This is a genomic window from Streptomyces sp. NPDC050264 (genome assembly GCF_040655895.1).
Taxonomy (GTDB): Bacteria; Actinomycetota; Actinomycetes; order Streptomycetales; family Streptomycetaceae; genus Streptomyces.
Map to the genome: position 1 here is coordinate 52,661 of NZ_JBFAKV010000003.1, position 25,799 is coordinate 78,459.

At 66.6% G+C, this 25,799-nt stretch carries 22 protein-coding genes and 1 pseudogene; 11 read left to right on the forward strand and 12 right to left on the reverse strand.

Going from position 1 to position 25,799, the window contains the following annotated elements; genetic code table 11:
• Nucleotides 1-13: 13 nt before the first annotated feature.
• The 4 genes from AB0J02_RS05395 to AB0J02_RS05410 form a co-directional block, all read right to left on the reverse strand.
• Nucleotides 14-1,087, reverse strand: a complete 1,074-nt coding sequence (locus AB0J02_RS05395) for an ADP-ribosylglycohydrolase family protein (protein ID WP_363192609.1) — start codon at nt 1,085-1,087, stop codon at nt 14-16.
• Between the two features lie 444 nt (nt 1,088-1,531).
• Nucleotides 1,532-3,523 carry a putative T7SS-secreted protein gene (locus tag AB0J02_RS05400; protein ID WP_363192255.1) on the reverse strand — a complete coding sequence of 664 codons (1,992 nt, stop codon included), beginning with the start codon at nt 3,521-3,523 and terminating at the stop codon, nt 1,532-1,534.
• The gene (locus AB0J02_RS05405; protein ID WP_363192256.1) at nt 3,523-4,200 is read right to left on the reverse strand and encodes a hypothetical protein; all 678 of its coding nucleotides are present in this window, start codon (nt 4,198-4,200) and stop codon (nt 3,523-3,525) included. Before AB0J02_RS05405 ends, AB0J02_RS05400 begins: the two co-directional genes overlap by 1 nt.
• Entirely contained in the window at nt 4,197-4,664 is a 468-nt protein-coding gene (locus AB0J02_RS05410; protein ID WP_363192257.1) for a hypothetical protein, read from the reverse strand. Before AB0J02_RS05410 ends, AB0J02_RS05405 begins: the two co-directional genes overlap by 4 nt.
• A gap of 1,163 nt (nt 4,665-5,827) precedes the next feature.
• Here AB0J02_RS05410 and AB0J02_RS05415 point away from each other — a divergent pair.
• Complete coding sequence (locus AB0J02_RS05415) at nt 5,828-6,463, forward strand: DUF433 domain-containing protein (RefSeq protein ID WP_363192258.1); 636 nt, start codon at nt 5,828-5,830, stop codon at nt 6,461-6,463.
• Nucleotides 6,463-6,903: a DUF5615 family PIN-like protein gene (locus AB0J02_RS05420; protein ID WP_363192259.1), complete on the forward strand. Its 441-nt coding sequence runs from the start codon at nt 6,463-6,465 to the stop codon at nt 6,901-6,903. Before AB0J02_RS05415 ends, AB0J02_RS05420 begins: the two co-directional genes overlap by 1 nt.
• 144 nt (nt 6,904-7,047) lie before the next feature.
• On the opposite strand, the gene AB0J02_RS05425 is transcribed toward AB0J02_RS05420, so the two are convergent.
• Nucleotides 7,048-10,128, reverse strand: a complete 3,081-nt coding sequence (locus AB0J02_RS05425; protein ID WP_363192260.1) for an N-6 DNA methylase — start codon at nt 10,126-10,128, stop codon at nt 7,048-7,050.
• 464 nt (nt 10,129-10,592) lie between these two features.
• Here AB0J02_RS05425 and AB0J02_RS05430 point away from each other — a divergent pair, with 464 nt between their 5' ends.
• Both AB0J02_RS05430 and AB0J02_RS05435 read left to right on the forward strand, forming a co-directional pair.
• Nucleotides 10,593-11,426 carry a hypothetical protein gene (locus AB0J02_RS05430; RefSeq protein WP_363192261.1) on the forward strand — a complete coding sequence of 278 codons (834 nt, stop codon included), beginning with the start codon at nt 10,593-10,595 and terminating at the stop codon, nt 11,424-11,426.
• Between the two features lie 241 nt (nt 11,427-11,667).
• Nucleotides 11,668-12,231, forward strand: a complete 564-nt coding sequence (locus AB0J02_RS05435; RefSeq protein ID WP_363192262.1) for an HD domain-containing protein — start codon at nt 11,668-11,670, stop codon at nt 12,229-12,231.
• On the opposite strand, the gene AB0J02_RS05440 is transcribed toward AB0J02_RS05435, so the two are convergent.
• Nucleotides 12,219-12,686, reverse strand: a complete 468-nt coding sequence (locus AB0J02_RS05440; protein ID WP_363192263.1) for an NUDIX domain-containing protein — start codon at nt 12,684-12,686, stop codon at nt 12,219-12,221. The genes AB0J02_RS05435 and AB0J02_RS05440 overlap by 13 nt on opposite strands.
• Nucleotides 12,673-13,446, reverse strand: coding sequence for an XRE family transcriptional regulator (locus tag AB0J02_RS05445; RefSeq protein WP_363192264.1), 774 nt, complete (start codon nt 13,444-13,446; stop codon nt 12,673-12,675). The genes AB0J02_RS05440 and AB0J02_RS05445 overlap by 14 nt, the downstream gene beginning before the upstream one ends.
• A gap of 96 nt (nt 13,447-13,542) precedes the next feature.
• Here AB0J02_RS05445 and AB0J02_RS05450 point away from each other — a divergent pair, with 96 nt between their 5' ends.
• The 5 genes from AB0J02_RS05450 (at nt 13,543) to AB0J02_RS05470 (ending at nt 17,058) form a co-directional block, all read left to right on the forward strand.
• Complete coding sequence (locus tag AB0J02_RS05450) at nt 13,543-14,235, forward strand: haloacid dehalogenase-like hydrolase (RefSeq protein ID WP_363192265.1); 693 nt, start codon at nt 13,543-13,545, stop codon at nt 14,233-14,235.
• Between the two features lie 107 nt (nt 14,236-14,342).
• Nucleotides 14,343-15,245, forward strand: a complete 903-nt coding sequence (locus AB0J02_RS05455) for a radical SAM protein (RefSeq protein ID WP_363192266.1) — start codon at nt 14,343-14,345, stop codon at nt 15,243-15,245.
• Nucleotides 15,238-15,879, forward strand: a complete 642-nt coding sequence (locus AB0J02_RS05460; RefSeq protein ID WP_363192267.1) for a hypothetical protein — start codon at nt 15,238-15,240, stop codon at nt 15,877-15,879. The genes AB0J02_RS05455 and AB0J02_RS05460 overlap by 8 nt, the downstream gene beginning before the upstream one ends.
• Nucleotides 15,797-16,450 (forward strand): class I SAM-dependent methyltransferase, encoded by a 654-nt coding sequence (locus AB0J02_RS05465; protein WP_363192268.1) that lies wholly within the window; start codon nt 15,797-15,799, stop codon nt 16,448-16,450. Before AB0J02_RS05460 ends, AB0J02_RS05465 begins: the two co-directional genes overlap by 83 nt.
• 20 nt (nt 16,451-16,470) lie before the next feature.
• Nucleotides 16,471-17,058 (forward strand): class IV adenylate cyclase, encoded by a 588-nt coding sequence (locus AB0J02_RS05470; RefSeq protein ID WP_361554298.1) that lies wholly within the window; start codon nt 16,471-16,473, stop codon nt 17,056-17,058.
• 532 nt (nt 17,059-17,590) lie between these two features.
• Here the strand turns inward: AB0J02_RS05470 and AB0J02_RS05475 are convergent.
• The 5 genes from AB0J02_RS05475 to AB0J02_RS05495 form a co-directional block, all read right to left on the reverse strand.
• The gene (locus tag AB0J02_RS05475) at nt 17,591-19,324 is read right to left on the reverse strand and encodes a mobilization protein (RefSeq protein WP_363192269.1); all 1,734 of its coding nucleotides are present in this window, start codon (nt 19,322-19,324) and stop codon (nt 17,591-17,593) included.
• A 5-nt stretch (nt 19,325-19,329) separates the two neighbouring features.
• Nucleotides 19,330-19,884: a MobC family plasmid mobilization relaxosome protein gene (locus tag AB0J02_RS05480; RefSeq protein WP_363192270.1), complete on the reverse strand. Its 555-nt coding sequence runs from the start codon at nt 19,882-19,884 to the stop codon at nt 19,330-19,332.
• Nucleotides 19,885-20,206: 322 nt separating this feature from the next.
• Complete coding sequence (locus tag AB0J02_RS05485) at nt 20,207-21,064, reverse strand: DUF2637 domain-containing protein (RefSeq protein WP_363192271.1); 858 nt, start codon at nt 21,062-21,064, stop codon at nt 20,207-20,209.
• 423 nt (nt 21,065-21,487) lie between these two features.
• Nucleotides 21,488-22,810: a DUF3631 domain-containing protein gene (locus tag AB0J02_RS05490; RefSeq protein ID WP_363192272.1), complete on the reverse strand. Its 1,323-nt coding sequence runs from the start codon at nt 22,808-22,810 to the stop codon at nt 21,488-21,490.
• 233 nt (nt 22,811-23,043) lie between these two features.
• Nucleotides 23,044-23,274, reverse strand: a complete 231-nt coding sequence (locus AB0J02_RS05495) for a hypothetical protein (protein WP_363192610.1) — start codon at nt 23,272-23,274, stop codon at nt 23,044-23,046.
• A 94-nt stretch (nt 23,275-23,368) separates the two neighbouring features.
• On the opposite strand from AB0J02_RS05495, the gene AB0J02_RS05500 reads away from it, so the two are divergent.
• Complete coding sequence (locus AB0J02_RS05500; protein ID WP_363192273.1) at nt 23,369-24,058, forward strand: helix-turn-helix transcriptional regulator; 690 nt, start codon at nt 23,369-23,371, stop codon at nt 24,056-24,058.
• A pseudogene (locus AB0J02_RS05505) lies at nt 24,055-25,693 on the forward strand (tyrosine-type recombinase/integrase). The gene AB0J02_RS05500 and the pseudogene AB0J02_RS05505 overlap by 4 nt, the downstream one beginning before the upstream one ends.
• The last annotated feature ends 106 nt before the right edge of the window (nt 25,694-25,799 follow it).

Consider the following 25,799-nt stretch of genomic DNA (forward strand, 5'->3'; position numbering starts at 1 on the left):
GCTTCCCCGCGGGTCAGGCCGCATCGTCCCAGGCCGCAGCCAGCGCGCTGATGCGGTCCTCGTACTCCAGCGCCGCGCGCCACTCCGGCGGCCAGTACACGAGTCCGCGACTGGCACCGGCGAACGCACCCGCCAGCGCGGCGATCGAGTCCGAATCGCCGGACGAGTGCGCGGCGCGTGCCACCGCCCCGCGTGGGTCACCGTCGACGACCAGGAAGCAGTACAGAGCCGTGGCGAGGGCTTCCTCGGCGATCCACCCGGCACCGACCGCCTCCGACGGATCCCGGCCCACGTCCTTCACGCGCAGGGCGGCAGCCGCGGTGTCGAGAGCGCGCAGGCACTCGTCCCAGCCCATGGCGATGAAAGCCGCGTCCGGGGCACCCGCCTTGGCGGCCAGGTCACCCAGCCACTCCGCGTGGTACGTGTGCCGGGAGTCCTGTGCGTAGGTCCGCAGTCTGGGCAGCAGGTCACCGAGCGCGCAGCCGTGCGCGAGCAGCCACGTGGCGTGGGCTGTCAGGTCGCTGGCCGCGAGCGCCGTGGGGTGGCCGTGAGTGAGCGCTGCCTGCAACTGTGCGATGCCCGCGCGCTGTTCGGGGCCGAGGCCGGGGATGAGGGCGACAGGCGTGACACGCATGTTGGCGCCGCAGCCCTTGGAGCCCATGACCGTGGCGTCCTGCCAGCGGATGCCGCGTTCGAGAGCTGCGCACGCGCGGAGACACGTCTGGCCGGGGGCCCTGTTGTTGTCGGGGTCGTGGAGCCAGGTGACGAAGTGCTTGCGCAGAGCGGCTTCGACCGTGGCAGGGGTGAGGGCAGCCGCACCCGCGGCCGCGCTCGCTCCACGGGCCCGGCGGGCTCCCGGCTCACCTGTGGCGGCCTCCACCAGCGCCTCTCCCACAGCCAGTGCCATCTGGGTGTCATCGGTCACCCGAACCACGTCGCCCGCGGACAGCGGCAGACCCATCCGTTCCCACGGCCCGAACTTGGCGGTGATCTGGGCCATGTCGAGAAACTCGGTGGGGTAGCCCATGGCGTCACCGATGGCCAGACCGAAGAGGGAACCGGCGGCTGCCTTCCGGACGCGCTTCACCGTGGAATGGCCGGCGAGCGCCGCCAACGCCGCCGAACTCTCCGCCTCGGCGAATGGGCCCGCGACGATGTGGGTGGACCCGGCAGCGGGCCACTGTTCGATCAGCTCCGTTACGGCTTGAGAGGGTGTGAGGCCACGCGCCTTGCCCGCATCCAGGCGGAAGGTCCATACCGCCCCGAGGCTTCTCGCGCGTGCGCCTCCTGATGCGAGCGGCGTCCAGTCCGCAGCATCGTCCTCGTCGTTGCACCAGAGGTAGCCGAACACCTCGTCCTGGTCGTCGGCCAACTTCACGTACTGCACGGGGCGGTCCGTGTCGAACGCGTAGCGCGGCGGTCCCCCTGACACGACGACTTTGGGATCCTCCTCGAAATGAGGGTTGGTCGTCCGCTTGACGAAGCGAGGTTCTGCGCCGTCGCGCTCGGAGTTCATGTGAGCTTTCCTTTGCTATTTCTGCGGCAGGACTTCGCCATAGATGTGCCACTTACCGTTGTCCTCGAAAGCACGAGTCACCCGGTATGTGGTGTCGCGCCCGAGGAGTAGTTCTCGCTCGGCGACGCCGTAGTGACTGACGTTCTCCATCCACAGGGCTGAGTGCCCCTCAGGCACACGGAGGTGCACGATCGCTTCTTTGTCGAAGACGGCCCCATTGTCGCCGAGCGAGGTCGACAGGTAAGCGGGGTCGCTGATCTCTTCCCCGATCAGTTGCTCCGGCTTATTGACGCCCAGGTACTCCACGTCCTGCCCGCGGACCACCATAGTGTCCTGGGCCAGCGGATTGCCGGCCAGTGCCTTGTCGGTCTCCGCGATGTTGTGCACGACCTGAGGGGTGCCCAACTCGTCCGCGCCGCGGAGGTACCCATTCATCTCTTTGTAAGTCGCGTATTGAGGACTTGGGTTCCCGTAGTGGTCGTTCGAGTAGTCCAGAAGGGAATTCTTGGTCGACTCCGGAAGGTTGTCCGCGTAGCTGTTCCACGTTTCCCGCCCATGGGAAATTGCCGCGTTCTCGTCCGGGAAGGTGAGCGCACCGTCGTTCAGTTCGGAGGACGCGACCGCGTGTTTCTGTTCATTGGTGAGATGTGTGAACTCCTCGTTCGAGATCCCCTTCGAATGCTGGAGCCCGTCATCCGCATGCGCCGCGCCGTCCAGGTCCTTCGCGGCAGTACCCTCGTCCAGCTTCCAGGAGTCCGGCAGATGCGGTGCGCCGCCGATGTCGTCCGCCGCCTGCAGCCCTCCGCGCGCGCCGCCGACATCGTCCGCCGCCCGCAGCCCTCTGCTCGCGATGTTGGACGCGGCGGCCTCCGTGCCCTCCCTCATGGCGAGCCGCATGCCGCTCTTGGCGAATCCCGCGCCCTTGGTACCGAGAAGTTCCGGCAGCAGGCGCCCGATGAACTCCGAACGGTCGTTCTTGAGGCCGTCGACAACGGCGGTGACGATGCGTTCGGGGTGGGTGCCGGTGGAGACCAGGCCGGTGAGCGTCATGTTGAGGCCCTGGTAATACGCGGCCGGGTGAGTGAGGTTGTAGGGGTCGGTGGGGTTCAGACCGCGGGCGAAGTTGACCAGGCCCGCGCTGCCCTTGATCACGCCGCCCAGCAGGTGCGTGGACTCGACGTCCAGGGCCGTACTGGCGTCGACGAGTGTGTTGCTCAGCTGGGTCAGGGGCGGCGGTTCGGCCGGGGCGTGCGCCAGTGCGGCGTCCACGGCAGCCTCGGCACGGGCGGCAGCTTCGTTACGAGCACGGCGGGCATCCTCCAGGATGTGCTCGGCCTTGCTGCGATCCGCCTCACCCGGGTCCTTCCAGGGCTCCGGCTCGGGGCCGGGGTCCTCGCCGGAGAGGGTCTTGACGTTGTAGGCGTCGATCCTCTTGTTGTACGCCTTGGCGGACTCCGCGCTCGTGCGCTTGCCACGGTTGTACGTGTCGATGGCGTCCTGCGCTTTGTCCTGCGCCCACTTGACGGAGTCGGCGTAGGAGTCCAGCGCCTTTGCCGCGTCCTCGCACGCGTCGGCTGCCTGGGCCCACTTGGTGGGGTGGATGCTGATCTTGCGGTGGAAGGCGTCACCGGCCTCGCCCTTCCAACCGGAGGCGTCGACCTTCCGCATGCCCCGGCCGACCTTGTCGAAGGCGGTGTAGAAGTCCTTGAGGTGCTTGGCCGCTTCCCGGATCTTGCCGGGCTTGCCGTGGACGAGCTCGGTGGGGTCATCGGTGTGGCCCAGGCCCTGTTCGGTCGGGGTCGCTCCCAGGCCCGCCGCGACGTAGTCACCGCCCTTGTGGACCCAGTCACCGGCCTTGTCCAGACCGACGTCGTCCAGGCCGTCGCCGAGCTTGTCGCTGCCGTAGTCGACGACCTCGCCGAGCTTCTTCTTGCCCGAGTCGATCAGGTCCCCGCCGGCCTTCAGGCCGTCGTTGAGGCCGTCCTTGAGGTCGCCGATGATGCCCACTACTGCTCGCCCCCGGCCTGACCGCCCTGCTGCTGTTCTGCAGCCTCGGCACGCGCCTCGGGGGAGGGGCCGAACCGATTGTCGAGCCACTGGTTGTACTCGGCGTCCGACATACCGGCATCGCTGTGCAAGTTCTGCGGGTTCAGGCCGAACAACGCGGTACGGGAGGTCATGATGTCGCGGCCCGCGTCCTTGTAGCCCTGTTCGACCTTCTCGTTGGCCTGCTGCCACGACTCGGCGCTGTAATCCGGGCCGCCGAGCACACCCGAGGTGGCGATGTCTCCCCAGCCCTGCTTCGTGACCTCGTCCTCGGTGGCGTAAGGATTGCCGATAGCGGAGTTCAGCCCGATCTTCAGGGCGCCCTCCACGTAATGGTCGGCCTCGTAGTACGTACCCGCCGACAGACCCACACCCTCCGCGAACGTGTTCCCCTCGTTGATCAGCGAGCGCACGCCCCACTCCCAGCGCTCACAGAACGAGTGGACCTTTGCCGTCACGCCCTCATGGCCCAACTCAAGTCCCGACAGGGCGATATCACTGAAGCCCCGCCCGGCACCGGCCTCGCCGACCATCCCGAGTTCCTTCAGCTGACCCAGGGCTTCAGTCAGCCCTCTCGCGATGAGATCCAGGCCCTTGGCCTGCAGATCCCTCGCACTCTTGCCGCCCCCGTCGGTCACACCTGCTTCCCCTCGTCGTCGATGTCCACCGCAGCCTCGTCGGGCACGATGCCCTTCACGGGCGGGAACACCGTCCCTCCGCCCGGGGCGTCCGCGCAGTCCAGCGCGACCCCGCACGGCACCCCAGCCGCCGGCACCGCCACATCCAGCAACTTCGCGCCCAGCACCGTCTGATACACCCACTCACGGCCGTACTCGCCGCGCGCCTGCGCATACCGGGCCAGCGCGTACTCGTCCGAAAAAGCCAGAATGAACCGGATCCCGTTGAAGTCGGCCGCCAGCCAGCCCTGTTCACCGTCGGAACCCGGCTCCACACCGAGCGGCAACAGCACCGCGGTCCGCCGGAACTCACCCAGCAGTTCCGCGAACTCCCGCCGCCTCAAGGCCACGTCTAGTTCCTCAGCGGCCGGTTCGACAGCAGACAGCTCGGTCGCGGTCTGCGCCTCCGGCGGCTCATCGGTCACCGGTACGGCGGGTCCTTCCGGTGCCTGGGTGTCCGGCGGTCCGTCGCTCTGCACCGCGCCGGGACGCGTCTTGCCCGCAGCGGACCCGGCCATCTCCCCATACTCATCGAACACGGAACGGCAAAGCGGCTCCGGTGCCTCGCTGCTTCCCCCGCTTGACGGCATGCCCAGCATCCTCACACTCACGGCTTGCCGATCGCAACGAGAGAGAGCAAGGGCCGCACTGGATACCACCGGGGTGGTCGTTGAGCCTCGCCCGACGCCCGCTGAGTACATCTCAGAGCGCGCCCTACCGGCGGTACTCCTCGGAGTCAGCAGTGAGCTCAAGCCTCCTGGCCCTGCTCCTGTTCGGTCCGTACTCAAGATCTTCCAACCCTGCGCAGAAAGACTCTTTCGTAGGCGCTGGAACCCCTCGGTTCGCTCTGTCCTCGAAAACCCCGGAGCCGGACCACGCATGACCAGCCGTGCAGAGGGTGAAGATCCGTGGCCCGGTCCCAGCCGCCTTCCCCCTTGATACCGATCAGGTCGAGGACCACGGCTGGACGCGCTCAGCAGAGTCCTGGCCGAAAAGATGCAGACGGGCGCAGAGATCTCCACCCGGCTCCTGGCAGCGCTTCAATCCGCGCGTCAGGACGTCGAAGGAAGCCCCCTGCCCATGGAACGCCATGGCCGAGGCACAAGAGGAGTACGAGCGCCGCACTCAAGAGGTCATGGGTCTCACAACGTCCCGCCGCGGACAAGGACGAGACCTGCGGGACCTGGACCCGACACCCGCGCGGCGCGCGCCCAGCACCGTCGCACCCGCCAAAGCAAAAGCCCCAGATCACGGCGAGTGAGTTCTGGGGCTTCCACAGAGCCGCCTTCGGGATTCGAACCCGAGACCTACGCATTACGAGGGCCTGCAAGATCGTGACGATGCATACCGAACCGTGGCACTGAATACTGTTTTCGCTGGTCAGCGCCGCGCAGCCGAGAGCCACGTGCTCGTCCGGTCCGGCCCATACCAGCCTGTCCGCTCACGCACGGCTCACGCAGCAAGGGCGTTTCACCGCTTCGCCGTAGAGGATCTGGAGCATCTGTGCTCTCGTCGTTCTGTAGCGTTCCTACTCGGGGAACTGGGATGATGGCACCCCACAGCACGCGACCAGGATGGGAGGCAGCAGATGGCCTACTCGACCCGCATGGCTGCTGCCCTCTCGGGAGCGACGGTCGGCCAACTGCGCACGTGGAGGCAGGACCGTGGCAACGGGCCGATCCTCCAGCCCGAGCTGGCAGCCAGGCCGGCCCTGTACTCCTTCCGCGACGTACTCGCGCTGCGCGCGTTCGCCCACCTGCGCCAGGACGTCTCACTCCAGAAAATCCGCATAGCCCTGGCCACCCTGAAAAAGATCGGAGAGGTCGAGCACCTATCCAGGTACTCCCTGGTGGCCGAGGGCGACTCGATCGTCCTCGCAGGACACGATGACCATGGCACTGATCTGGTCCAACGCCCTGGCCAACGGGTGATCGCCACCATGGCTGACATTCTCGAAGAGTTCGCTCCCAGAGCTGGCGTTGTCGTCCCCCACCTGCTCCAGCCGAAGCTGCACGTCACTGTGGATCCAGAGACCCAGGGCGGACAACCCGTGATCACGGGCACTAGGACCCCCTTCGACACCGTCGCGGAGCTAATCGAGGACGGCATCCCGCCGGAGGAGATCGCTGACTACTACCCCGGTGTCACCGCTGACGCAGCACGTGACGCTGCTTCCTTCGCGCTCTACGTGGACAGCTACAGCACGGGAGCGCGCGCTGCCTGATGCGGATCCTCATCGACGAGAACGTCCCCGTACAGGTGCTGGAGATGCTCAGACGAATCCTGCCCGGACATGAGGTCAAGCACGTCAGCGAGATCAAATGGGCGGGCAAGAAGGATCTCGCATTGCTCCCCGATGCTGCGAGAAAAGGTTTCGACGCCTTCCTGACCAGGGACGCCCGACAGCTTGAGGACCCGTCGGAGACGGAGGCCATCAAGAAGTCGGGCATGCACCACATCCGCTTCAGCCAGGCGCACAAGGGCATGTCCGGCCTCGGCCTGGCTATGGGCGCGGTGGTAGCAGCCATGCCCTTGATCGTCGGCGAACTCAACGAAGTAGACACACAGCAGCTGATTCACATCAAGGGCTTGAACCCGGCGGGCAAGCACCGCTTCGAGTGTGTGGACCCGTCCGTTTTACCGCCGTCCTATTGGCCACGCTAGACGCAGGAAGTCTCCCCTCCCATGCCAGACGCCCGGCGGGAAGGCACGACAGCCACCCGACTCGGGGCAGGACAAGTGCCCCTTCGCCCCTTCTCCGTCGGGGGGTGGCGGATGAGGGGCCAAGGGTCGAAGGGCAGCGATTTTTCAGCCGATTAGTTCGGTGACCAATTGATCCAGCTCGTCGGCGTCGGTAGAGCTGAGAAGAAAGTCGCGCAGGGCTCTGCGGATCTGGATATAGCTCTTACCGCCCTCGAACTTCAGCTCCGCGATCCGCTGGGCCTCCGCCTCACCGATCTCCGCGATTCGTGCGTGCTTGGCGTCGGTCGGATCGAAGTCGGGGATGGGCAGCTCCCATACGGCCTTGTCGATGTGCCGCTCGTCCTTGCCGTAGGACATCAGGGGGCGTACGGCTTCGGTGAGGCGTGAGGTATTGAGCAGCGCAAGGAGATACATGCCCTCCTCCCGGGTGGCGACCGTAGCCCAGTACAGGCCGTGCTCAATGACTGCATTCGGATCGTCCACCAAGGCGGCGGACATGTGCATTCCTGAGGCGCCGTACACCACCCGTAGAGGGGCGCCGGGAAGCTGCTCGGTCAGCTTCTTCCGGAAGTTGAGCTGTTCAGCCAAGGAGAGGCGGGCGCTGGAGCGGTTGTCATCCCATAGGCGTTCGGCGTCGCGCCACCACTTGGCTAGGTCCGGGTATCGGTCGAGGTGGTCATGCTCACCATCCATGATGGTGTTCGTCCCCTCGATGGGCAGGACGACCTTGCCGGCACCCATGATCCTGTAGGGAACGACGTGCTCCCCGAGCAGGATGGGGCGAACGAACTGCCTCTCGACCGTTCCTTCCCGGTCGGGCAGTTCCTTCCAGGGCTTCTTCTCCATCGCGCTGCGCTGCGAGCGGACCGAGACGCGACCGCCGCCGAGACCGAGGGGACTGGCGGCCTGTTCCTGGACGAAAAAGAGAACTTTGGGAACGACGGTAGCCCCCTGCCCAAACCGGTCCCGGTACGGCGAGCTGATCAGCCCGTCCTTGGGATAGCGCAGCTCACCTGCCTTCCGGGTGATCCAGCCCTTGGCGCGCTCCCAACGAGCGGCGCTCTTGGCGATCTTCCCCGTCCAGATTTCAGTCTGTCTGGGCAGAGCTACGGCGCTATTTCCCTGCTGACCGATGGCAAGCGAGCGGCGGCGGCCGAAAATGACGGCGGCCGCACGGGGGAAGAAGTGCGGACGTAGCCGGCGCAGGTCCCAGGAGCCGGTGAAGTTGACCTTGACGGGATGATCAGGGTCGGTCCATTCTCCGCTTCGGAAGCCGGTCCAATAGGGACGATCCAGCACGGGATTGGGGACGACGAAGGCGAAGGAACCACCCTCGCGTAGGTACTGCTGGACAGCGCGGGCGATGAACAGGCCAGAAAGGTCCTGATGGGTAGCGACTTCAAATCCCTTCCACAGGCCGCGAGCCTGCATCATCTCCTTGAAGGTCTTCTGCATATCGCTCGGCATGTGCCGGTAGGACAGCCAGGGCGGATTGCCGACTAGGACGTCAACGCGGTTCTCGGCGCGGGACAGCCACATGGGGCGGGCCAGGTTGCGAACGTAGTAGGACCAAATGTGGTTGCGGCCCTCGTCGACCAAGTCACACAGAACACGGAAGTTGTCCGTCAGCTCTTCCCGGTCATCCGAGCCGGAGACTCCGTGTCGGTTGAAGAGTGCGCTGAGGGACGGAATCCTGCCTTCACCCCGGTGCGGGTCGGCTGCCTTGTCAGCGAGCTCGTTGACGATCGCGTCAAAGCGGCTGGCGTCCTGCAACAAGGCTTCTGAGAAGCGAAGTTCGTTGGTGAAGAGCTGGTTTCCCGTGCCGGTTTGGATGACAAGGTGGCCATGGTCAATGAGGTCAGTGCGCTGGTCCCACTGAAGGCTATCGCCCAGGTAGACGGGGACGCTTATCGGGCCGCGCTCCTCAGAGGTAAGCGTCTCACGGCCGATGGCGAGGAGATAGGTGACGCGGGCAAGGGCCACGGCTACGGGGTGCAGGTCGATGCCCGCAACATGGTCGTGGAGCCCGTCCAGCGCATCTCGCAGTGGCAGTCCATTGTCCCGCGCGGCCGACAGATAACGGCGGACGCCGTGGAAGAGGAACGTGCCGGAACCACACGACGGGTCCATGATCCGCAGGTTCAGCGGATCAGGGACCGCCTCAGCCACCGTCGCTTCCGCCAACCAGTCCGGCGTGTAGTACTCCCCTTGGTTCTTGCGGGTCTCCGCGGCGATCACCGACTCGTACAGAACCTTCAGCACGTCATGCTCGACCCGTGACCAGTCGAAGCCGGCAAGACGACGAGACAGGTCCTGAACAAATCCCTCGCCACCTTCGATCTCCAGTGGCCAGCCGAAGAAGTCTGACTCGACAACACCCGAGATCCGCGCCTGTGTGAACAGCTGGCCATTGACCAGCGAGGCGGGCGGGGTGTCCTTCACGTCGATGCCCATCACAGCGTGGGCGATGATCGAGGCGGTGTTCACTAGGAGCGTGTGCTCGATGAACAAGTCGTCGCTGTCCTCGAACTGGGCGCCCAGGGCGCTGCGCAGCAGCCGCGACCACAGATCGCGCTTGAGCTGAACGGTCGGCAGATTCTTGTTCTTCTCGTACAGCGCGGCCAGGACCGCCTTGTCGATGGAGTGGGCGACGCTGTCCGCTCCAAGCCGAGTTGCGATGGCATCTGGCGTAGGCACCGCGCCCTCGGACGTAGCCAGGACGCCTTCGAGCCATCGGACCAGGTCCAGCGACTTGACGCTGCGCTCCCGTGCATCGAAATGGTTGACCTCGTCCAGCTCATTGTTGACCAGCGTGTAAGCGCGCCAGTCAGCACCGTCGGTGAGGATGCCGACGTGCCGCCGCTCGCGCTGCTCGGTACGGGCTCGCACGTACTTAGCCAGTTGCGCGACCGCGTCCTTGCGGATCTTTGGGCGGCTGATGTCTTTCTTGACCTCTATGACGGTCGCGCCCATTTCAATATCGATACGGTGGCCCGTACCACCGCCCACCTGCGCTTCCAGCACGGGGGTCAGGACATCCTGCTCACCGAGGTTCAGATCCGCATCTAGCAGGAACTGGCGGATGTCCGCCTGCAAGGTCGCTTCAGCGCGGACAGCCTTGCGCTCAATAACTCGCTTGAACACGGTTTCGAGCGCGGTAGGCGAAGAAGGGGCGGAGAGCGTCACAGCGAGAGCTCCAAGAGCATCAAGGCGTATAGGGCAACATGTGGGACGCCTGGTCCCGCCGACCATTGTCATGCAGGCGATGCGTATCAGCACAGCCCCTGCTGGACGAAACGACATTTGCCGCTTGTCGCGAGTGCACCTCTCAGCGTGTGCCTAGCCAAACAACACCCACCCGGGCCGACTGAGGCGCCACTTCGGAAGGTAGCTTGCGATGGGAGGAGCTTCACGATGCTCCGGAGGGGGAGAGCGTGTCGAGAGCTGAGCTTGGGGCGGTCATCTTCACGGCTTGGACGATGGCCGTATGGGCCCTAACCATGACGGCAACGTCGCAGCGCCGAGGCAACAGAACTCTCCTCGAACGCATCTGCTGGGCTAGCGGACGCGCGCACGCAAGGCGGCGCCGCGGCTATCTGGAGCGTCAGATCCACGACAGCCCCCTAGCAACAAGTCCAAGCTGCACAACGTTGGACTACCTGCAACGCGAAGACGTTCTCTATCAGGTGTCCAGGAGGGCACTCGCCATCAAGATGATCGTCCCCGTCGCGACATCTGTCTCAGCCGGTGGCGCCCTCGCAACAACCATCGAGCGTACAAGCTGGCATGTCTGGCGCGATGCCCTCGCTATAGGAGCTCTGCTGGCACCTATGTTGATCACCTCGGTGATCGCTTCGCTCGTCACGAATCAAGGCATGCAACGGTGGACAACCGAGGCTGTGACGCTCACGGCACGCAGGGCCTACGAGGCACTTCTCCAGCCTCTGGAGGTGACGGGTAACGAACCTCTGACAGCAAGCCCCTTCAACTCCCCACACGTCAGGGCAGTCCGCGCATTGAATGACTTCGCCATCGCCCTCGAGAGGTACGCCGTGCAGCGTGCGCTTCCTGACGGTCGCAACCCCATGCCTAGGGTCATTGCCCAGTTCTCAGCAGCCGCTGCCATCGTGCGCGAGCTTCGCGACGGGGTTGAACTTGATCGGATTGACGGACCGAAGCGTGCTCTGCTCGAAGTGGAGCGGATGCTGAAAGTCCTCGCCAGCAACCAATTCCAAGACCTTGCACCCGCGACCGAATCCGGCGACGGCTTGTTGCACAGCCACCGGGAGCGCAGGGCGTGGCGGCAGCAGGTGCTGCGAGGGGCTGCGTTCACCCTCTGTCTAACGGGCATCGTGTTTGCCCTAGCGTCATCTGCGGTGGGGGTGGCCTTGGCTACAGCCGTCGCAGCGGGGCTAGTGGCTACTTGGGACAAGATCCTTCGTCTGTCCACGAGCTCGGACGCGACCAGGTCAGCGACCAGCTGACCGTTCAAGCTCGGCGAGCACGGCTGGAAGGGCCTCCACGATCTGATGGGAGATGGCCTACGGAGCTAGCACGCTGTCCGTACGACGTCCTCGTAGAACGCCTAGGCGTATAAATTGGGCACAGCAAGATCCTCCCCGCCCGCACTACGGAACAGGCCAGTTCAGATATCACCTGACCTCACAGCAGACCCTTCTGCCCGAATCAGACTGAGCAGGGCTGTGACCGGGCAGGCACCGACCCATGAACGAAGCGATGGCGGAGTGGGCAACTGCAGTGGCCGAGGGCGAGTTAGGTGAGTCTCTTCCTCGTAGATGGGCGCACTCGCAAGGGGTCGCGCGGTGCGCAGCCGCGCTGACGGATCTCCTGGGCGCCGACGCCGACCTGATGGTGTCTGCCGCTGTGCTGCACGATGTGGGCTACGCTCCGCGGCTGGCCGTGACCGGCTTTCATCCGCTGGATGGTGCTCGGTTCCTTCGTGACGTTCACGCTGCGGACGAGCGGCTGGTCCGGTTGGTGGCAAACCACTCGATGGCCTTGCTGGAGGCCGAGGAGCGCGGGTGGCGCAGCGAGCTGGAGGCCGAGTTCCCGCTGCTCGACGATCACCGGCTCGTGGATGCCTTGGTGTACTGCGACATGACGACGACGCCCGATGGGGAACGGACCTCCGCCGAGAGCCGGCTGGCGGAGATCCGGGACCGTTACGGCGCTGACAGCCTTGTGGGGCGGTTCATCCGTCGGGCGGCGCCAGACATCCTTGCGGCCGTGGGGCGGATGGAGTCGGCGCTAGCCGCTCAGCCCAGGTAGGGGTAGGTGCCGGCGAGGAAGTCGCCGATCTGCTGGCGCATGCTGGGGTGGATGTCGTACTGGTCCAGGTCGGACGGCTGCACGTAGCGGACTCCGTCGGCTTCGTCGTTGATGGTGGGCTCGCCGCCCACCGGTCGGCCGATGTAGGTGTTCTCGTACTGCTGGCGGATCTCGCCGTCGGTGTAGGCCACGATGTGGTTGGGGTTGGTGTAGACGCCCAGGAAGCCGGTGATCTCGGCGATGATGCCGGTCTCTTCCAGGCACTCGCGCACCGCGCACTGTGCCGCTGTCTCGCCGATGTCCTGGGCGCCGCCCGGCAAGGCCCACTGGCCTGTGTCTCGACGGCGCTGGAGCAGGATGGCGCCATTCTCATCAACGACGAGCAGGTTGTTGGCGGGGATGAGCGTGTTCGCCTGGGGGGCCTTGGGATCGTTGTAGTACTCAGTCCTGCCCATGAGACGAGGACACCTCCTGGTCTGGCGTCCAAGGCCGTGCACCGGCCCAGACTGCTTCGAAACTCTGAGCGTAGTTGTCGAACCATCCGGCAGAGTCAACTCTCTTCAGGTGTAACAGAGGGTTGGCGCTGGCCGGTTGGCCCCAGACGTGCGGATTGATCAGTAGGTCGTCGTCGTAGCGGAACAACGATGTGTAGAGGGTGGTGTCGTGGAGTCTGACTTCGCAACCGGCCTCGGTCACTAGGGGACGGTAGTAGGTCAGAGAGGCGCGGATCTTGGCTGCGAGGGTGTCGCCGATGCCTTCCTCGCGTCCTCTGATCGCCGCTGCGTGACCATTCGGGTCGCCGAAGCAAAGCCGCACCCGCACCCCGGCCGCCGCGCGCTCGGCGAGCATCTTGGCGACGTGGGGGTTGGACTGTGCGAAGAACGTGCCGGAGAACACGAGGACGCTGATCTGCTCCCGAGCTCCCTGGAGTAGTGAGAGCCACATTTCACGGGGCACGCTGGCGCGATTCTGATAGGTCCCGACCAACTCCACGCCCGACCCGGCGCTGGGCCGTCCGGCACTCAGCACGGGTGCCGGCCACAGGAACAGTTCCTCCACCCGCAAATGATGGGCAACCCGGAACCTGTGGCGCGGGTGCGGTAATCGCCCACCCAGCCACCGAGTCACCGTCTTGGGATCCACCTCGCAGGCTTCGGCGAGCGACTCTGGCGAGACGCCACGCTGGGCGAGTACGGAGTGCAATCGCTCGTTCACGGTCGCCATCCAAGCTGAGACGGCCTCGCGCGGGCAAGGACGTTACTCGATGTTCCACGGCCCGCGACCTCGACCACGGAACTTACGCTTCTTGGTATGGAGCTCATCGTCCTGTGGGATATCGACCACACGCTCATCGAAAACTCCGGGGTCAGTAAGGAGATTTACGCCGCCGCCTTCACGGCGCTGGCAGGAGCTGGCCCTGCTGAGCCCGCGCGGACGGAGGGGCGAACCGATCGCCTCATCATGCGCGACATGTTCCAGCGAAACGGCCTGCCCGAGCCCGGCTGGGCTGCTGTTGAGGCGGCGCTGACCTACGCGGGAGAAGAGCGCCTTCACGAGCTCAGTCGGCGTGGGACGGCGTTGCCTGGGGTACGCGACGTCTTGAAGGCAGCCTCGGTGCGCGAGGGCTGGGTGTCGTCCGTCCTCACGGGCAACATCGCAGCCAACGCTCGCGTGAAAGTGTCGGCCTTCGGTCTTGACCCACTGCTGGATCTGTCTGTCGGCGCCTATGGTGCTGACTCCCTCGAGCGTTCCGGGTTGGTCGCTGTGGCCCGGGAGCGTGTCCAATGTCTGCGAGGCGCGCGAAGTGACGTGCCTGTCGTCCTCGTAGGCGACACCCCGAGGGATGTTGAGGCAGCCCTCGACTCCGGGTCCGGGATCGTCGCAGTCGCCTCTGGCCTGCACGGTGTCGAGGAGCTGGCCGATGCCGGCGCCCACGTAGTACTGCCCGACCTGACGGACACCCCGCGTGTCATCGGAATCCTGGAGACCTTCTCCACGCGCTGAAAACGTCCCAGGACGTCCTTGGAACGTCCAGATACGCGGTGATGCGGTCCAACGCCATTCCACGAACATCAGGTCTCCCACAAGGCAACTGCCAGAAGGAGACCAAAGTGATCGGCGAAATCACCGGGATCCGCAGGATCCGGATGCTGTATCTCCAGCTGCTGTACCGCTGCAACTTCGAGTGCCTGCACTGCTTCCACGGCAAGCGGCTACAGCACGCAGACGCGTTCACCCCGGACGAGGCGATCAACCTCCTGACGCTGATGCGCCAGCAGTACGACACAGAGGCCGTCACCCTGCTGGGCGGAGAGCCGTTCGTCTACAAGGAACTCGCCCAGGTCGTCCGGTACGCCAAGCAGGACCTGGGCATGCAGGTCGAGATCTGCACCAACGGGTACCGGATCGAACGCCGGCTCACCGAGATCGCCCCTCACCTGGACCTGCTGCGGGTATCGCTGGAGGGGATCGGCTCGACCAACGACCACATCCGTAAGTACGGGAGCTACCAGAGCGCGCTGAGCGCCCTCGGCATCGCCCGGGGGCTCGGGGTTCGCACGGGCGCAACCATGACGGTCACCTCTCGCAACATCGACGAGGTTCTCCCCCTGGCGCGCACTCTGGAGCACTACGGCGTCGAGCAGTTGAAGCTCCACCACCTCCGGCCGGTCGGCAACGCGGCAGACCACCCCGAGCTCCTCGTCTCCGACCCCGCCGCCTACGTCCGCCTCCGAGAGCAGCTCCAGGCTGCGAAGCTGACGATCGAAGTGATCGTCGACGAGGACTTGTCCGAGCACGGCGCCCCGGAGATCTGTGCCCCCACGGGGGGCCCGAAACAGATCGAGCGGATCGAGGCCGACCCGCGCGGCGCACTCACCATGTCCTGCAAGGCAGTCGGCCGGGACTCGCACGCTTTCTGGTACGACAAGCTCGCCGGCCGCATCGACCATCGACCGTCAGACAGCGACGAACTCACTCTCGCCGTCCCGGGCGTGGTGTATGGACGTGCCTGACCAGGCGCCGTTCGAGAGCCTCGAAGGGCTCCGCGGTACCGGCAAATCAACCCTCGCGCCGATGCTCGCGGCCGCCCGCGGCGCCGTACTGGTCCCGACCGTGCCGCTCACCCACCAAGCCCTGCGGCGGGAGGTGGATCGGATGGCGAACGCCGAAGCCCGAATGTGCTTCTATCTCTCGGCGCTGTTCACCGCGGCTGACCAGATCCAGCGCTACCTGTCCGCCGGCACCCCGGTTGTCGTCGAAAGCTACTTCGCACGCTGCCTGGCCAACCACCGCGCTTTCGGGGCCGATCTCTCCGTGGCCCTGCCGACCGACCTACCGCACCCCGTCACCTACTACCTCGTCTGCGAGGAAGGCGAGCGTCGGGATCGCCTCGCCAGGCGCGAGAAGCCTGTCTCTCGTTGGGATGCCCTCGCTGAAATCGCGGCCGATCAGATCACCGACGCCTACACGTCGTTCCAGATGCACCACGTGGATACCACCGGCCTCAACCCTGACGAGGTACTCCAGGCCGTCCTGACCAACAACCCGCAAGGAGAGCAAGGCAGTGCAGACACCGAGCATTTGGCGGCACACACTCACCTTCCTCCCTCAATTCCTCGCCGCGTTGAAAGAGCGTGCGGAGTCTGACTCCACCGTGACGGTCATCGGGGCGAGTGACGGCAGACTCGTCGTGCCGCTGGCCGCCGCCGGCTATCGCGTCATCGCTATCGAGCGCGACCCGATCGCCTTGCATGGCGGCGAGGTCCAACTCCCGGGTGATAAGACCGGTCACGTGATGGGGCTGATCGACCGGCTGAAGAACGAAGGGCTCTACCACCGTGTCCAGGTGGTGGAGGACGATTTCCTCGAGACTGAGCCCGCCAGTGCCAGCTGCGATGCGGTCTGGACAAGTTGCTCGTGGCATTACAGTGCCAACCACCATCAGCCTCTGAGCGAGTTCGTCGACCGCATGCAACGTCTGGTCCGGCCCGGCGGACTGTTCGGCGCGGAGTTCATGATGCCCATCACACAACGCCAACGCACGCTTGAGCACTACACATCGCCCGAGAAGCTCCGGCAGTACTTCATCGGCGACTGGGACGTCCTGCTCACCTTGCGGACCAACGAATTCGCTGAACAGGCGCACGTCGGAGCGCTGCGGGACCACACCCACCGCATGGGCCTCCTCCTCGCTGCCCGCGCATCCACCCCCTCCTAGAGCTACGGGAAGAAGGACACATGAAGCACGAGTACGAGGCGAAGTTCCTCGCCATCGACGTCGACAGCCTCCAGGCCAAACTGACTGCCCTCGGAGCCGTCCAGGCGTTTCCGCGCACGCTCCTCACCCGGAAGATCTTCGAGAACGACGCCCTTGAGGGTGGTGCCTGGATCCGTTTGAGGGATGAGGCCACCCGTTCCACTCTCACGCTGAAGCAGGTCACCGACTCCACGACGATCGACGGCACCACCGAGATCGAAACCGAGGTCTCGGACCTGCATGCCATGGCCGAGATCCTGCGCAGCGTCGGCCTGCGCGAGGTCCGCTACCAAGAGAACTACCGCGAGGAATGGCGCCTGGGCGAAGTCGCCTTCGACTTCGACACATGGCCTGATCTCCCCACATTCGTCGAGATCGAGGGGCCTGACGAGGCGTCCGTCCGTCAGGCGGCAGACCTCCTCGACCTCGACTACTCCGAAGCGCGGTTCGGCAGCGTCGACGAGATCTACAAGAGCGAGGCAGGCCGGGACATCCTCGCCGAGCCGACTCTCCTCTTCGCCGACGCCGACAAGCAGGAGTCGGCCAGGGCAGCTGCCCCAAGCGAGTGAACGGGAGCGCTGAACAGTGTTTTTAGATCTGGCCGTGACACCTCAGGTCATACCCGGCATCGCCGAGTTCGCGCGGGGCGGTCTGCCCGCGGCAGCGGACACCGATGACGGCAACGCGTGGACTGACGGGTACTGCTGGCTCTATTGCGGCCAGCGATGGACCCGTGTCCTGTGGATCGGTCCCGTAAGTGTGGCTGGCGCTCAGGCAGCGATGCACGCGTGTGGCCCGTGCATACGGTCCCTGCAGGAGCAGGTCTGGCAGGCCATACTCCTTCACGACGAACCGACGTCTCCGGCTCCGCTGGGAACGCCCATGCAGGGTGAGGAACCTGTCGCACGCCGCGTTGGGAGACATCGCGCGCGGGGCAGTCTGTTGCGTCGTGGATGAGGCCGAGGGGCTGAGCTCAGTAAGTCCGTGATGCCTCTTCGCTACGAAGGTCCGCGGACAGACGTACGCCGGTTGCGGGGCCGGTCACCATACGTGGTGACCGGCCCCGCAACGGTTGTTGCTTCGGAGTCTTGCCGTGGGCCTCTAATGACGATGACGGCGTTGTCGATCTGCGGCTGCGGCAGGGGCCTTCGACGAAGGCTCTGGCTGTGGGGCCTGCGCCACGACCACCTGTGTCGTGGTTCGGCGGCGGGCTGCTTCCGCCCGGCGGTTGGGGGCGGGGTGGCGGCTGGTGTGCTGGATGCGGCTGATCAGGACGCTGGCCGGCCTGTTGGCGGTACCGAGTTCGCGGCGACCGGCGGCTTCCTTGAGGAGCTGCCGGGGTTTGTGGCCGCTGTCTTCGGCGTCGACGAGGACGGTGGCCAGGGCGGGCCAGCCGGGGTCGGCGAGGATCCGCTCGGCGTGCTCGGGGACGATGGCACGAACGTCGTTGGCCAGGGCGCGACGAGCCTCCTCCTTAGGGCGACGAGCTTCGAGTTCGGAGAGCATCGGAGCGAGTGCGGCATCGGCTGCCGACTGGAGGTGCTGGACGGCTTGGCGGGTGGCGTCGGCCTGCTGGGCGTGGCCCTTCGCCTCGTGCCAGCGCCCGGCGATGATGGCGGCCCAGACGAGTGCCGCAACCAAGGCGGCGAGCGCGCTTCCGTCGGGACCCGTGGCGGTGTTAACGATGTCGCGGGCTGCGGTCCTCAAGGCGTGGGCAGAGCGATCCTCGGCTCGGATCTGAGAGCGTTGAGCACGGGCGAATGCCCGGCTGGCCGTTTGCAGTTGGTGACGGAGGTCGTCGGGAGCTTTCTGGGCGGTGGCTTCGATGAGTTCGCCCAGGGCCGTGATGTGCGCCTGTGCCAGAGCGTCCCGGCTACCGTCCGGGTTCGTGTCGGTGATCTCCGTGTGGAGGATGTCGAGGGCTTCGGTGGCCTGGTGCCAAGCAGTGGTGGACCGTTTGCGACGGGCTGTGGGGTGCTCCTCGGGGACGCTGGTCTCCAGGCGGGCCTTCAGCTTGGGCAGGGACAGGTCAGGGGCGATTTTCCCGCCGGGGTGGTAGATCTGTTCGCCGTCCTTGTTCAGGTCGCCGGGGCGGCCGACGGCGTAGCCGAGTAGGTCCCCGGAGGGGCCGCGGCGGGGTTTGACCAGGATGTCACCGGCTTCGAGGTAGGCGAGGAGTTCCTCGGTGTTGGTGGCGTGCGGGATGGCGGCGCGGATGCGGTCCTGGAGCCACTCGCGGCTCGTCTGCTCCCAGCCCAGGCACTCGGCTTTGTGCATCTCAGCCTGGGTTGGGCGCCGGGAGGCGGTGCGGTCGCCCTTCGCCAGGCGGCGCAGCCCGTAATCCTTCTCGATCTCCCGGCACTCGTCGCCGACACGGATGCCGCTGTCATGCAGCTTGGGGCGGCGACCGTCTTCGCGGACGGTGGTCGCGAGGATATGGATGTGGTCATCGGCGTGGCGTACGGCGATCCAGCGGCAAGCCAGATCGTCGACATCGGGGGCGATGCCGGCGGCCTGGACGACGCGCTGGGCGATCTCGCCCCACTCAGCGTCGGAGAGGTAGCGGTCTTCGGGTGCGGCACGGACGGGGCAGTGCCAGACGTGGTCGCTGACGGGTTTGCCGAACTCGCTGTTCCGCAGGCGTACTGGCTCGTCGAGGTAGTGGCCGAGTTCGGTCAGGGTGGCGTTCTCGTCGCGACCGGGGTCGGGCATGCCGAGCATGGCGAATCCGGCAACGAGGTGCGGATCGAGGTGTTCGTCGTGCCGACCTGGGCCGAAGAGGTAGGCGAGCAGGCCACGAGTGTTGGATCCGGCGGGCTTGATGGCGGCGATCACTGGGGTCAGACCTCGCGCGCGTCGGTGGGCTGCCGCAGGGCCTCGGCGATCAGGGCGAGCAGGTGGTGGAGTTCGTCGAGGCGCTGGCGGATGTCGGGCGGGGTGAGGTCGCTGTTCAAGGCGCGGGCGATCTGGTTGACGTTGATGCCGATGCGGTTGAGTTCGCGCAGTACCTGGGCGCGGAACATGTGGGTGCAGCGGCGGTCCTCGGACAGCGGCAGGTTGGCAGTGAACCGGTCGGTGAGAAAGGCCAGGACGATGTCTGCGGCGAAACCGGACTCGCCCTTGTAGCCGTGCTGTTCGGCGGTCTCCTGGAGGAGTGCGCGCTCGCCTTCAAGGAACCTCAGCGGACCGACGCGTTGGTCGCGCTTGTCGCCGGTGAAACGGCGGATCGTGGGCTGCACGCTCTTCACGGCGGACTCGTCGGCAGCGGTCTCGGCGGTCTGGGCAGGGTGCAGGATCTCGTGCTGGACGGCGTGGAGCGTGTCCAGGCAGGGGCCGCCCTCAGCGGCTCCTGCCTCATGGTCCGGCGCCCCCTGGCGCTGGGCCGTCTCCGCCACCCCCGGGGCGGAGAACCCCGAAGACCGGCCTTGAGTCGGACTCGGGGTACTACTGGCTCCGCCAGGGGCCGCCCGTCCGAACGCCTGCCGCAAACGTCCGAGCAGCGTAGGGGAGTTCGGCGAGGTACGTGGCTCCTCGAAGACGTCCTCGGGAGGGTGCTGGTCGTGCGTCAAGGAAAGTGCTCCAGGAACGGCTGGACAGGCGCGACGGAGGTACCTGTCCGGCGGGGTAGTCGTGTTGTCCACAGGTGTGGAAATCCGTGGGGAGGCTGGCCGGTGCCCGGGTGACCGGAAGGGTTCCGGTCACCCGGGCAGGTCGCGGTCAGCGCTTGGAAACCTCAATCCCGGCGGCTTCGAGTTCCGGCCGAAGAAGGTCCATCACCTCGGTCTGCCGCTCGCTCCCGATCGTCAGGTGCCGATCCTTCACCGCCGCTCGGAGCAGGACGCGCGTGAGCTTGCCGTACTGCTGACCGGTAGCCCGGCCGATGTCCGCCAGCTCCGCGATGGTCGCCTTCGGCGGTCGGCCACCGCTCGGCTTGCTCTCCGGAACCTGGGCCGCGGGTTCCGTCCGCTCAGCGCCGGAGGCATGTGGATCGTGGGAAGCGGCGACTGGCGCAGGGCGGGGGCCGAAGCCTCCGATCGACGAGTCCTGCGCCTGTACGGAACCGGTGTCCAAGGAATCTTCGAGCGGTGCGACGAGCTGGTGGATCTGCCGCATGAGTACGCCGAAGGCCACCATGGCAGCTGCGGGAGGGACCGCGGCGACCACGTAGTCGAGGAAAGGAATGGTGCGGGCGCTGCCGGTGCCGCTGACCCCGGCGACGTTCAGCGCTATGGAGCCGGTCGAGCCGACGGCGGTCACGGCGATCGCCCATAGGTCGGTGGCTCGGCGCAGAGCCGCGCGCAGCATGAGCAGCTCGCCCGCGACGATGAACGCGTCCAGGGTGGCCGGCCAGGCCCAGCGACGGATGGGCGATGCTCCGAGCCCGTGCTGGCCGGCGACGTCGGCCAGGTGCGCGTACGAGAGCCAGAACGCTCCAGCGGTCAGGGCGACGATGACGATGCCTGCCGCGCCGAGGGCGTACTGCTCGGCGTCAGCCTTCTTCCTCGGCTGCCCTTCGTCGGGCTCCTCGACTAGCGGCTGCGGCTGTGGTGGTTGCGAGAGGTGCGTGGCGGACAAGCGGAGGACTCCTGGGGGTAGTGGTGTGTGGCGTCTTGGCCGTCTCGGCCGTTGCATGTGCAGGTCAGCGCAGGACGTCAGCGCTGAAGGCGTGCCGTCTCGGCGAGCAGCACTGGCGTCTTGTCCCGAGTCGGGACAGGAATGCGGTGCGTTCGGTGCGGGGGCCGTTGCCGATCGGTGTCTCCCCTGCCGAGACGGCTGCCGTGCGCGGGCCGTCTCGGCATGCAGGGCTGTGAGCTGCGGCGATACGTCAGGGACGCCGTGGACGGGGCAAGACGGATCTGGGCAGCTTCTCCCGGCGGGCGACGCTCAGGGGCAATTACGTTGCCGTCTTGCGCCTGGCTGACGTCTTGCCGAAAGGTCGTCTGAGCTGCGAGATCACGGCAGGGACGGCAAGTACGGCAATGGGGGCGAGTGCGGGGATCAGCCCTCGTCGAGGGCGGGTTGGGCGTTCACTGAGTGAACGGACGGGCTGTCCACCGGGTGAACGGTGGGGCAGTACCGCCGCCAGGCGTCGAGGAACTTGTTGCGCATGTAGCCCTTGCGCTGTGTCCCGTCGGCCATACGCACGTTGCCGGGCCGGATGTCGAAGTCGCGCAGCATCCTGCCGAGCTCTCGGGCCGTCAGGCCATCGCGCCCTCGATCCGCCCACGGGGCTTCGGGATCCTGCCGCAGCTGATGGAGGAGCTCCTTTGTGGACAGGCTGTCCACCTCCCGCAGGGCGAAGAAGACCCGTCGGATGTCGGCGAGGATGCGCGCACCACTGGGGTGGTCCTCCTCGACCGCCACCTCGGCGGCGACCATCCGCGCGCAGGCGACCCGTGCCAGCCGGGGCCAGCGACCGCCTGCCAGGTCGGCGACGATCACCAGGGGCTCCCAGGTATCGGCGGCGCGGTCTTCAACCGGCATGTCCGGCTCCAGGTTCGCGGCATCCTCCAGCAGCGGGCGGGCCCACGCGTGGACGCGGTCGCGCAGCTCGTGCAGCGCGGGGATGTCGCGGCGGGAGCGGAAGGGCCTGACCTTCTCGCCCTCGGCCCGGCGCCGCATACGGATCACCACCGACCGGTCCATGACCGTGTCCGGCAGGTCCCCGATTCCCGCGATGGCCGCCATGGCGAACGTGGCGAACTTGTGCGGGGTGTGGTCGTTGCCGACGACCCGGGTGACGTACCGACCGCGCTGGTGACCGGCGTTGAGCAGACCGCGCGTCTCCTCGTTCTTCTCCGCGACCTTGGGGCCGAAGATGGTGTCGGCCTCGTCCACCAGCAGCGTCGGCGGCTCGTCCTCGTTGATCGAGCGGAAGATGGCCGCCGGTGTGGTGTTGATGGTGAGCATCGGCTCGTGGACCGTCTCGGTCAGCACGTCCAGCAGCCGTGACTTGCCGCACCGCTTCGCCGGCCCCACCACCGCCAGCCGTGGGGCGTGCTGCCACGCGGGCTGCAGATGCGTGGCCGCCACCCACAGAGTGATCGCGTCCAGCGCCTCCGATGAGGGCGGGATCACGAACTGCGCTATCTGTGAGCGCAGTTCGTCGAGCAACTTCGAGCCGGGCGTCGGTTCCGAGTCAGGGATGGCCTCCAGCCCGCTCGCCGGGTCCGCATCGTTGGCGCTGCCGCCGCTCAGGCCCGCCGTGGCGCTGTCGGCGTGCTCGTCCTGCGGGCGGGCGCCGGGCTGGCCGGGGATGGCCGCGGCGGGCCATGCCGCTCGGGCCGGGGCGGAATAGGGCTCGGGGTTCTCGGGTTGCACCGGGCGACTCCTCATCTGGCGGTGTCGGGCTTGCACGCCCCTGCCGCCGGGTCGGATCTCATGGGATTGCTGGGGAGTCTTGGGGCCTCCGGCGTTGCACCGCCGGAGGCTCTCCCTCTTCTCACGGCCGTCTCCGCACCGCGAGCGACCACGGACAGTACGTCCACGCCGTGCCACAGTCCAGCGTTTCTGTGTCAGCTCAGCGCAGAAGCGTCCGCTAGGGGCTGCCCCTGTCATGCGGCCAGGCCCAGCAGGGCCAGCAGATCGGCGGTCACCACCCGGTAGGCGTTGCCCAGCCTCAGCACCTTGCACGGGTACAGGCCGCGCTTGGCCAACTCGTATCCCTTGCTCCGCCCAAGCCCCAGCGCGCGGTTACCCGTATCCAGGTCAACAGCGGCGGGAAGCTCCAGCAGCTCCTCGCGGCTCATCCCCTTCACCCGGCCGACGGGTTCGTTCTCACGCATACGCGCTCCATCCATGACTGAGCCCTCGGCGAACGCGTCGATCACGCTCGTCTCCAAGCCATGGAATAAACGCTAGCCAAGCTACTGTGTCTTCATGACACAGCACCGTTCCGACCATGGATACGAGATGGACGCCGAGGTCGACGACCTCGAATGGGAGGACCACGTCATGGCCACCGTGGCCGGCGAGGTCCGCAGACGGCGGAAGGAACTGGGGTGGAGTGCGCAGGATCTGGCCGACAGGTGCGAAGAGGCCGGCTACCCGATTCCCCGCAACGTGATCGCCAACATGGAGTCCGGCCGCCGCGCCGTCCTCCCCCTGGTCGAAGTCATGGTCCTCGCGAAGGCCCTTCGCATGTCCCCGATCGGCCTGATCTACCCCGTCGGCTACGTCAAGGAGGTCCGCCAACTCCCCTACGAGGAACCGCGACCGGCCTGGGACGCCTTGCAGTGGTTCACCGGCAACTCACCTGCCGAGGGCGCCACCGATTACATGCTCGACCACTTCCTCGCCCACGACCTCGAACTCCGTTCGGCCCTGGCAGCCGTGGAGAGCGAGGACTACGAGCGCTGGAAGGTGAAGACGGCTGCAAACCGCATACAACGGGAAGCTGCCGAGCGCGCCTTGGCTCGATACGCCGACCAGGCAACCAACGCCAAGCACGAGCTGCGCCACCACCGTGATGCCATCCGCGAAGGCGGCGGTACCCCACCCCACCTGCCCTCCCCACTCGCCGACGTCGACCCGCCGGACAGCGACACCACCGAGGAGAATGATCTTTGAAGGGCTCCACCTACCGCCGCTGCTCCTGCCGCGACCCGAAGACCGGCAAGGAACTCGGCACCTCCTGCCCCAAGCGCAACAGCAGGAACCACTGCACCTACTCCGTACGCCAGGAGCTCTCACCCCGCGAGGACGGCAGCCGCCGTTCCTTCGCCCGGGGCGGGTACGGCAGTCTCAAGGCCGCCCAGGCCGACCTCGACCACGTACGCGCCCTCCTCGGGCTCGCCGACTCGGACGACCCCGAGGGCACCGAACTCATCGCCGAGATGCTGGCCGGGGTCAGCCGCGAGCGCTCGCCCCTGCCCGAGGTCGAGGAGACGCGGCGGCGCCTCAACGCCGGCCAGGACCTCATCGGCAGCCTGACCGTCACCGAATGGCTCGACCGGTGGCTGGCCGGCAAGCGCATACGCAAGTCCGGCCTCAACCGCTACGAGACCGACATCCGCGTCCACCTGAAGCCGCGCATCGGCAACCGGCGCCTGGACCGGCTACGCGTCAGCCACCTCAGCGAGATGTTCACCGACATCCGCGACGCCAACGCCCAGATCCTGGAGGACAACGCCCAACGGCGCGCCGCCGTCGACGAGCTGGCGACCGTACCGTGGAAGGGCGTGGAGAACCGAGCCCGACGCAAGGCGATGAAGGCCGCGATCGACGAGATGCCGCCCTTCCGTCGCATCACCGGCCCAGCCACTCGTCAGCACGTCAAGGCGACCCTTCGCGCGGCGCTGAATGACGCGATCGGCCAGCAGATCATCACGTTCAACCCCGCCGCCCACGTCGAGATCGACCCCGTGCGCAAGCCGAAGGCGCTCGTGTGGACCGACGAGCGGGTCGCCAAGTGGGAGCAGACGGGCGAGAAGCCGTCGCCCGTGATGGTCTGGACGCCCCAACAGACCGGCTCCTTCCTTGACTTCGTCGCCAGGGACCGGTTGTACGCGATGTGGCACCTGATCGCCTTCCGCGGCCTACGCCGAGGCGAGGCATGTGGGCAGCCCTGGTCGGAGACGAACCTCTACACCCACTCCCTCACCGTCTCCTCCCAACTCGTTCAGGACGGCTGGGAGATCGAGGCGTCCGATCCCAAGACGGACAGCGGCTATCGCGTGGTCGCACTCGACGACGACACCGTCGACGTCCTGAAGGGCCACCGCGAGCGGCAGGACAAGGCCCGCGAGAAGTGGGGCACGGCCTGGGTCGACACCGGTCACGTCTTCACGCAGGAAGACGGCTCCTGGCTCCACCCCGGCAAGGTGACCGACCTATTCGAACGGCTCGTCGCCGCCTCCGGCCTCCCGCCGATCCGGCTGCACGACCTGCGCCACGGCGCTGCCACCCTCATGCTCGCCGCCGACATCGACATCAAGATCGTGTCGGACACCCTCGGGCACAGCGACACCCGGATCACACGGGACATCTACCAGAGCGTCCTGCCTCACGTCGGCAAGAGCGCCGCCGAGGCGACCGCGAAGCTCGTCCCTCTCCAGCGCAAGGCCGAGGCCGAGAGCGGCACGCAAGGCCGCGAAGAAGAAGGCCAAGAAGGCTGCGGCCAAGAACGCCGGCAAGGCAAAGGGCAAGGCGAAAGCCCACGCCAAGGCAGGCAAGATGGCCAAGCGCCGGAAGCCCAAGAAGTAGGTCCCCGAGCGGCTCCGCTCACGCATCGCTCACGCAAGCACTTCCACGGCATCCCCGTCGTGCGGCTCGGCATCCCCCGGGCATGAAAAAACCCCAGGTCACGGCG